Genomic DNA, 9,035 nt, shown 5'->3' on the forward strand with positions numbered 1-9,035 from the left:
AATGATTACGCAAAGGGCGCAAGAGGGTAAGGGAAATGTGCTGCACTATTTCCATCCACCGCCAAGGGAACGGTAAAGATCTACCGCGGCACTCAGCTGCAAACGGTGTATGTTGGCCAGGTTCAGCTCCGACTGCAATACATTGGACTGCGCGGAGAGTACCTCTATATAATTGGCCATACCGCTTTTAAACAGCAGGCGCGCATTTTTAATGGCTAGTTTTAAGGTATCTGCCTGGTCCGTAGCAATGGTCTTTTGCTCCTTTAATTTTTCAGTAGCCACCAGTGCGTCGGATACTTCACCAATGGCCGTCAATACCGACTGCCGGAATTCCAATACCGATTGTTCCCGCTGGATCCTGGCCGTTTCCAGCTGCGTTTTTAACTGCCGCTGCTGAAATATGGGCTGGGTCACATTCCCCAGCAATGTGCCAAACAGCGATGCCGGTATATTAAACCAGTTATTAGCCAGGTAGGAGTTTAGTCCGCCCTGTGCAGTAATGGACAGGCTGGGGTACATATTGGCCTGGGCAATACCAGCCCGAGCATTGGCGGCGATCAGTTCCATTTCTTTAGCCCGCACATCCGGCCTGCGGCTGAGTACGGCAGAAGGAATACCCGGTGTTAACCATTGCGGCACACCGGAATTAAAAAGACCTTTGCTGCGCTCCACAGGACCGGGCAAGCTGCCGGTTAAAATGCTCAATGCATTTTCCTGTATGGCAATGTTTTGCTCCAGCTGCGGAATAAGCAGGGCTGTGGATTGCTTTTGAGCCTCTACCTGTTGTACCGCCAGGGTGGTTACTTCACCGGCATTGCGTTGCAGGCGGGTAAAGTTCAGCGTACTATCGGTTAATGCCAGGTTCTTTTTTGCAATGCCCAGTTGCTCATCCAGCATCAGCAGGTTATAATAGCCCTGGGCAATACTGGCTACGATCTGCGTCTGCACGGCTTTTGAAGCCTCGTAGGTTTGCAGGTAACCGGCCATGGTCGCTTCCTGCTGGCGGCGGATCTTGCCCCAGATATCGGCCTCCCAGGTAAGAGTAAGCGCGGCATTAAAATCTTCCACATGCTGCTTTTTAAGAAAGCTGCCCACGCTCAACCCGTTTACATTGTTGTTAGACGGATTGGTGGTTTGCCCCGTAACGCTAAAGCTAAGCTGCGGCAGCTGCAGCAGCCTGGCCTGCTTTAAAGTTTGCTCAGATGCGGCTACGCGCTTCAGTGCAATTTGCAGGTCGTAGTTATAACCAACGCCTTTGCTAATGAGCGTCTGAAGGGCCGGGTCTGTAAAGAACCGGTTCCATTCCACATCCGCAATGCTGCTGGTATCCGCCGTTGCCATCGCGCGAAAGTCCTGCGGAAGCGCCACTTCCGGGCGTTTATAAGCCTGTCCTACTTTACAGGATGCCGCGGTAACAAGCATTGCGATCACCGGCAGCAGGTATTGTAGGGAATATCTTTTTTTCATACTTAAATAATTCATAGTTGATTTGTGATAACATGGAAGATGAATGTTGCGGGCCTGTCAGCCTTCGTCAGGCTCAGGCTGACAGGCTCAGGATGACAGGCTCAGGATGACAGGCTCAGGCTGACAGGCTCAGGATGACGCTTATTGTAGTGAGCCTGTCGAACTACAATTCCCAGTCCTCATCATCCTCCGCTCTTTTTGATACGATCTTTTCCTGCAAATACTGGAATATGATATACAACACGGGAATGATAAACACACCCAGCACTACACCGGTAAGCATCCCACCTACGGTACTGTAACCAATAGAGTGGTTACCGATGGCAGAGGCGCCTTTTGCAAACACCAGCGGCAACATACCCACGATGAAAGCAAAGGAGGTCATCAGGATCGGGCGCAGGCGCAGCCTTGAGGCTTCCAGCGCCGAGGCTACCAAGCTCATTCCTTTCCTTCGCCGCTGTACCGCATACTCTACAATAAGGATGGCGTTCTTGGCCAATAGCCCGATGAGCATGATCAACCCGATCTGTACATAAATATTATTTTCCAGTCCGGCAAAGCCGATAAATAGAAACACACCCAGTATACCCGCCGGTACGGTAAGGATCACCGCAAGGGGCAGCACATAACTTTCATATTGTGCGGCCAGCAGGAAGTATACGAAGATGATGCTGAGCAGGAAGATGTATACCTGCTGACTTCCGGCACTCCGTTCTTCGCGGGTAATACCCGTCCACTCATACGAGTAACCCCTGGGCAGGGCCGTCTTCGCCGTTTCTTCAATAGCGCGGATGGCATCCCCCGTACTAAAGCCCGGTTTGGGTACCCCGTTAATGGTAACGGCATTAAAGAGGTTATTACGGGTTACGGTTTCCGGGCCAAATACGCGCTTGAGCGTTACCAGGGTTTTAACCGGCACCATTTCGCCCAGGTTGTTCTTTACAAAAATGCCATCCAATGAAGACTGGTCCTTACGATAAGGAATATCCGCCTGCGCCATTACGCGGTAGTATTTACCAAACCGGTTAAAGTCGGATACAAAGCTGCTACCAAAGTAGATCTGCATGGTCTGCATCAGTTCGCTTACAGATACGCCCAACTGTTTGGCTTTTATAAAATCGGTCTCGATGGTATATTGCGGGTTGCCGGCGGCGAAAGTGGTGAAGGCATACGCGATCTCTTTACGCTGCATCAGCGCGCCGATAAAGGCACCGGCCGTATTGCCCAGCTTTTCCAGCGGGCCGTTGGTACGATCCTGCAACATAAACTCAAATCCACTCACGTTACCAAAACCCTGTACGGTAGGGAAGTTGAAGAAGAAGGTATTGGCATCTTTTACAGAGGTTACCTTGCCGGTAAGCGCCGCAGCGATGGCATCCGGGTTTGTGAGCTTACCACGTTTGTCTATATCCTTCAGCCGGATAAAACCTGCGGCATAAGGAGAGGCGGAGGCATTACTGATAAAGTTCAATCCATCGGCTACCCAAAGATTGTTTACGGATTCTTCTTTTTTAATGATCTGATCAATTGCTTCTGTTGCTTTATGCGTACGGTGCAGCGAACTTCCCGGAGGGGTATTTACCGCGTACAGTACAAAGCCCTGGTCTTCTGTAGGAATAAACCCGGAAGGTGTTCTTTTGATGAGCCAGTAGCTGGTGCCGGCAATGAGCACCAGCGCCCCAATGGCTACCCATTTCCTGCGGATGAGGAACTTCAAGCTGCCGATGTACCGGTTCGTTAATGTACGGAAACCGGCATTGAACGCGGTAAAGAAGCGGGCCATAAATCCTTTCTTTTCGTGCAGATGTCCTTTTTCGCCCGGTGTATGCGGGTTTTTAAGGAACAATGCACACAATGCAGGACTTAATGTTAAGGCATTTACCGCCGAGATCAGGATGGCGATGGCCAGGGTAAAGGCAAACTGCCGGTAAAACACACCGGCCGGACCCTGCATAAATCCAACGGGTACAAATACCGCGGCCATTACCAATGTGATGGAAATAATGGCACCGGAGATTTCGTTCATGGACTGTACCGTGGCCTTGCGCACCGGCATATCCTTATGCTCCATTTTTGCGTGCACGGCTTCCACTACCACAATGGCGTCATCCACCACAATACCAATAGCCAGCACCAACGCAAACAGCGTAAGCAGGTTGATGGTAAAGCCGAATAGTTGCAGGAAGAAGAAGGTTCCCACAATGGCCACCGGCACGGCAATGGCCGGTATGAGGGTGGAGCGGAAATCCTGCAGGAAGATAAACACGACAATAAACACCAGTACAAAGGCGATGATCAATGTTTCCCTTACCTGGTGAATGGAGGCATCCAGGAACTCCTTGGAGTTGTACATGGTAACGGGTTTGATGCCTTTGGGCATGGTGGTATACAGTTCTCCCAGTTGCTTTTCTACTTCTGTAAGGATCTCATTGGCATTGGATCCGGCGGTTTGTAAGATCGCAAAGCCGGAAACCGGTTTCCCGTTCAGGCGGTTATTGGCATTGTAGGTAAAGGCGCCAAACTCCACGCGGGCCAGGTCTTTCAGCTTTAATACCGAACCATTGGGGTTTGCTTTTACCACGATGTTTTCATAATCCTCATGCTGGTTTAGCTTGCCCTTATATTTTAACACATATTCAAATACCTCATCGCTGTTTTGTCCCAACCGGCCGGGCGCTGCTTCCAGACTCTGATCTCTAACCGCTGCCAGTACATCCTGTGGCGAAAGATTGTTAGCCGCCAGGCGATCCGGTTTCAGCCAGATCCGCATGGAATAATCCTTAGCGCCAAATACCTGTGCCTGTGCCACACCGGGGATCCGCTGTATTTGAGGGATCACGTTGATCTTAAGATAATTTTCCAGGAACAGTTCGTCATACTGGGCGCTGTCTTCACTATAAAGCCCGGTAAACATGATAAAACTGTTCTGCACCTTTTGGGTGGAGATGCCCGACTGCACTACTTCCTGCGGGATCTGGTTTACGGCTTTGGAAACGCGGTTCTGCACGTTTACCGAAGCAATATCAGGGTCGGTGCCCTGTTTAAAAAATACGGTCAGGGTCATGGTACCGTCGTTGCTGGAGTTGGAGGTCATGTAGGTCATGTTCTCCACACCGTTAATGGCTTCTTCCAGCGGAGTGGCCACGGAACGCGCTACTACCTCACCGTTGGCACCGGGGTAGGTGGCGGTCACCTGCACGCTGGGCGGCGCAATATCCGGGAATAAGGTTACCGGAAGCGCAAAAAGGGAGAGGATACCCAGCAAGAGGAGAATGATGGAAATAACCGTAGATAATACGGGTCGTTGTATAAATTTCTTTAGCATGATATCGAGTTGTAAGTATGCTGTGCGTAAATAATTGAGGTAAAAGATCCCCAGGCGGCAGGGACTGCTGCTTTATCAGGGTATTGCTTTTACAGCGGTGTGCTGTTCCGCAAAAAATAAGCGTTGTTGGGAGGGTTGATCAAAAAGCCGGTACATCGTCATTTCGAGCGGAACGAAGTGGAGCCGAGAAATCTCTGGCACAATATCAGGAGATGAGATTTCTCCATTTCGCTTCGCTTCAGTCGAAATGACGTGTGGACGACTGTCCGGGCAGCCCTGTAAACCCGTTAAATTGGATTGGCCTTTAACACGCTGTCGGCCGAAACTACCTGCGGCTGTATCTGTACACCGTCCTTTAAATTACCGGTTCCGGAAAGCACGATCCTTTCGCCCTTGGAAAGTCCTTTGTTTACAAAGTAGTAGTAGGAGGTTTTACCGGAAACGGCAATGGGTTTGCTGGTTACCTTGTTGCTGCTGTCTACTGTAAATACAAATACTTTATCCTGGATCTCAAATGTGGCTTCCTGTGGTACCACCAATACTTCATTAAAGAGCTGCGGCAGGCGGATCTTACCGGTATTGCCGCTTCTTAATATTTTATTGGGGTTGGGGAAGGCCGCGCGGAAGTTGATGGCGCCGATGGTTTTGTCAAACTGCCCCTGAACCAGCTCTATCTTTCCTTGCTGCGGATAAACAGAATTATCGGCCAGCAGCAATTCAACAGAAGGCACGTTCTTGAGCTTTTGCTCAATGGTTTCACCCGGGTATTTATTTTTAAAGGCAATGAAGTCGGGCTCGCTCATGGAGAAGTAGGCGTACATCGTGTTCACTTCGCTGAGTACGGTAAGCGGCTGTGTTTCACCACGTCCTACCAGGCTACCGGTTTTAAACGGAATACTTCCGATATAACCGTTCACCGGCGCTTTAATCAGTGTATAGCCTACATTGATTTGCGCGTTGCCTACCATGGCCCTGGCCTGCGCCAGCGCTGCGGTTGCGGCATTGTAGTTGGCTTTTGCGGTCTTTAGCTGCACATCGGAGATCACGGCGTTATCTACCAGTGGTTTCAGCCGGTCCAGGTCAACCTGCGCCTTTTGTACATTGGCCTGTGCGGCCAGTACATTGGCGCGTGCGTTGTTCAGGGCTTCATTGTACAACTGTGCATTGATCTTAAACAGCGGTTGACCTGCGGTTACGTAAGCGCCTTCGTCTACGAAGATCTTCTCCAGGTAACCGTCTACCTGTGGCCTTACTTCTACGTTTACCTTGCCTTCCAGCGAGGCGGAAAACTCCTGGTAAACGGTTACGGGTGATGCCGGGGTGCCCATTACCGGCAGTGCGGGGGCCTGGGCGGCCTGGCTTGGATTGGCGGAGCCGCTGGTGCAGCTCTGTAGCGATATAGAAAGCGCAATAAGCGCGGGTACAATAATGCTTGCGTGGATGGTATGGTTGTTTGCTTTCATCTGTAGAGTTGTTTTTTGAGTCAAAGAAATATAAATCCTGCCGGGGTACATACCGGAGAAAGGCGCCCAGGGTATTGCCGGGGCCAGTGATCCTGTTTATACGCGCAGTTCCCGCGTATTACGGAATGGCAACCATTGCCCGTTGTCATCCCGAAGGGGAATGCACTAAAAAATAATTACTATTTGAGTTGTCGTCTTTTTTGGCTTAAAGATTTTCTATAATGTTCACTACCATTTGATCGAGTACCGATACGTTCATTGTTTGCGGAACATCGGCGCTTCTTGCGATCATGATTGAAGTAAAACCATGTATTGCCGACCAAAATGCATGCGTTTTATAACACGCGGATTCAATATTGGTTTTCTTTTCAATGATTATTTTTTTTATGATTTCATAAATTATATCCTGTAAGGCTCCAAATTCTGTTTTCATTTTCCCCTCGCCACAACAGGGCATCCCCACACCAAACATGAGTTTGAAATAACTCCTGTTCTTGAGCGCAAACTTCCAGTACGTATCCACCAACGCCTTCAATTCCTCTCGTGGCGATTCCTTTTTTGAAATGGCTTTATGAATGTTTGCCAGCAGGAGTTTAAAACCGTCCTGCGAAATTTCAAAAAGAATGGCTTCCTTGTTGGCAAAGTGATCATAGATCACAGGGGCACTGTATTCAATAGCATCGGCTATCTTCCGTATGGACAGTGACTCCCAGCCTTCATTCTTTACCAGCTGCAACGCTGCGTCAATGATCTTTTTCCGGATCACTTCTTTTTCCCTCAGTTTTCGCTCTGCTACACTCATAAAAAACAAATTTACCTAACAGTGTTAGCAAAGTTAACGGTGTTTCGAAACTACTTCCAAATTTTTTTTGAGATGTTTGTGGCTCAAACGTTTGTTAGTGCGACACCGCTGGTGATTACTTTCTTAAAGTGTTGTAGTTATTGACAAAGCGCATGTCTGATTAATACAATTCCTGAAAAAAGGTAACCTGGTTTTTTTGCCCCGGCTCAAAAGTAATTTCAAAAAACTAATAAACCAAATAAAAACTTTGTTTAATTAAGGTGAAATAGTTGTTATGAAATAACGGATTTTTTATTTGGAGGATCAAAGCTAAAACGGGGAAGTGACAGCTGTATGTCAGGATGGGTTTTCATTATTTAGAAAAGGTCGTCGTATGTGTTCTATAATAATTTTTTCAGGGAGGCTGCATCCGGTAGTATTTTTTTTAACCGGGAAGGCGGTTGTTTACGGGTTGTATAGGTAGCAACGCCCATCGCCTTGCGCATGCTTTTAAAAGCATACTCAACAACTTTATTGTTTTTTTCTTTACACAGAATGATGCCGATGCTGGCGTGCTCATGCGGCAGCTTCACCTGATCGTCCAGCAGATTCAGGTAAAAATTAAGCTTGCCGGCATATTCGGGTTTGAACCTGCCTCGTTTCAATTCGATCGCTACCAGGCATTGCAGCACACGGTTGAAGAAAAGCAGGTCGGTGAAAAACTCTTCCTCATCTACTACGAGCCGGTACTGTGTGCCCATAAAGGAGAAGCCTGTTCCCAGGGATAGAATGAATTGTCTTATGTTGTTAATGATCTTGTTTTCAAACACGCGTTCATCATCCTCCGGTGTGATATTGATAAAATCCAGCAGGTATTCGTCTTTAAAAGTGTTTAGTGCATTTGCTGCTATTGTTTTGGGTAGCGCTTTCTGGAAGTTATTAGGAAGTTTTCCTTTCTTGTGGTAAAGATTGCTTTCGATATGATGTTGCAACAGGCTCACGGTCCAATGATGGGCTGCAGCCTGATGCATATAGTAGATACGTTCCTCCGCATCCTTACATTTGTTTATAAGTAAGATATGGTGTGTAAAGCTAAGTGCCGTAAAAACAGTGTTAATGAATGAGGAATCCAATTGGGCAGTTAATGACTGCCCAATTTCCTTTTTGGAAGAAGTAGCGTGTAGCCTTTTTTCAGATTGGTTCGGTAATTGGGCAGTTACAGACTGCCCGATTACTGCAGTCTGATAGCAATTGTAAAACTGCCGCATATTTTTCAGACTTCTGTAGGAAAAGCCACGCAGTCCCGGCAATTCATTCTGTAGATCAATCGCGATTTGTTGCAGCACCTTATCTCCCCAATTGGCAGCGGTCATTTTTTCGTGCAGACTATGCCCAATGCTATAGTACAATAAAAGTAACTCATGATTTACCAGTTTTGCTGCCTGGTAGCGGCTCTGCAATATTTTCCTTTTTACAGTTCGTACAAATTGCAGGTAGGTATTAGGTGATTTCATAGTGGTAGTTTTAGGTGAATAGTTTCACCAACGAGCAATTATTTTTCCTGACCGTTGGTATAAAGTTATGTAAAAAATGAATTATATGACTCCGGTGAGCGGTTTATTTTGGCGCAATAGCTTCATATATGCGGGAAGCGGATAAACTGAAATGGTGGAACTGGAAGAAAGGAAAGTGATACCTGTTGTTGTCCAATATCGGGATCCGTTGCAATATGGAGTGCATAACATTTCTCGGACTATTTTTTTAACGCAAAGTGCGCGGGGAATTCGCAAAGGCCGCAACGAAGGGATGGCGCTAGTGGATCCATTGCAACCCTTGCGTATCTTAGCGGGCCTTGCGGTTGAAATTGCTCCGCAAATGGGGTGAGTAATGGAATGAGATGTGTTTTTTTTTAACGCAAAGTGCGCGGGGAATTCGCAAAGGCCGCAACGAAGGGATGGCGCTAGTGGATCCATTGCAACCCTTGCGTATCTTAGCGGGC

General features: G+C 47.9%; 5 protein-coding genes. All 5 read right to left on the reverse strand.

Features of this window, described 5'->3' with window-relative positions; all coding sequences use genetic code 11:
• Nucleotides 1-45: 45 nt before the first annotated feature.
• Complete coding sequence (locus GGU45_RS20945) at nt 46-1,482, reverse strand: efflux transporter outer membrane subunit (RefSeq protein ID WP_435228118.1); 1,437 nt, start codon at nt 1,480-1,482, stop codon at nt 46-48.
• 148 nt (nt 1,483-1,630) lie between these two features.
• Complete coding sequence (locus GGU45_RS20950) at nt 1,631-4,792, reverse strand: efflux RND transporter permease subunit (RefSeq protein ID WP_435228119.1); 3,162 nt, start codon at nt 4,790-4,792, stop codon at nt 1,631-1,633.
• 287 nt (nt 4,793-5,079) lie between these two features.
• Nucleotides 5,080-6,255 (reverse strand): efflux RND transporter periplasmic adaptor subunit, encoded by a 1,176-nt coding sequence (locus tag GGU45_RS20955; RefSeq protein ID WP_435228121.1) that lies wholly within the window; start codon nt 6,253-6,255, stop codon nt 5,080-5,082.
• Between the two features lie 205 nt (nt 6,256-6,460).
• The gene (locus tag GGU45_RS20960; protein ID WP_435228123.1) at nt 6,461-7,057 is read right to left on the reverse strand and encodes a TetR/AcrR family transcriptional regulator; all 597 of its coding nucleotides are present in this window, start codon (nt 7,055-7,057) and stop codon (nt 6,461-6,463) included.
• Nucleotides 7,058-7,437: 380 nt separating this feature from the next.
• Nucleotides 7,438-8,550, reverse strand: a complete 1,113-nt coding sequence (locus GGU45_RS20965) for a PDDEXK nuclease domain-containing protein (protein ID WP_435228124.1) — start codon at nt 8,548-8,550, stop codon at nt 7,438-7,440.
• Nucleotides 8,551-9,035: the final 485 nt, after the last annotated feature.

The organism is Niabella hirudinis, from assembly GCF_051201075.1.
Classification (GTDB): domain Bacteria; phylum Bacteroidota; class Bacteroidia; order Chitinophagales; family Chitinophagaceae; genus Niabella; species Niabella hirudinis.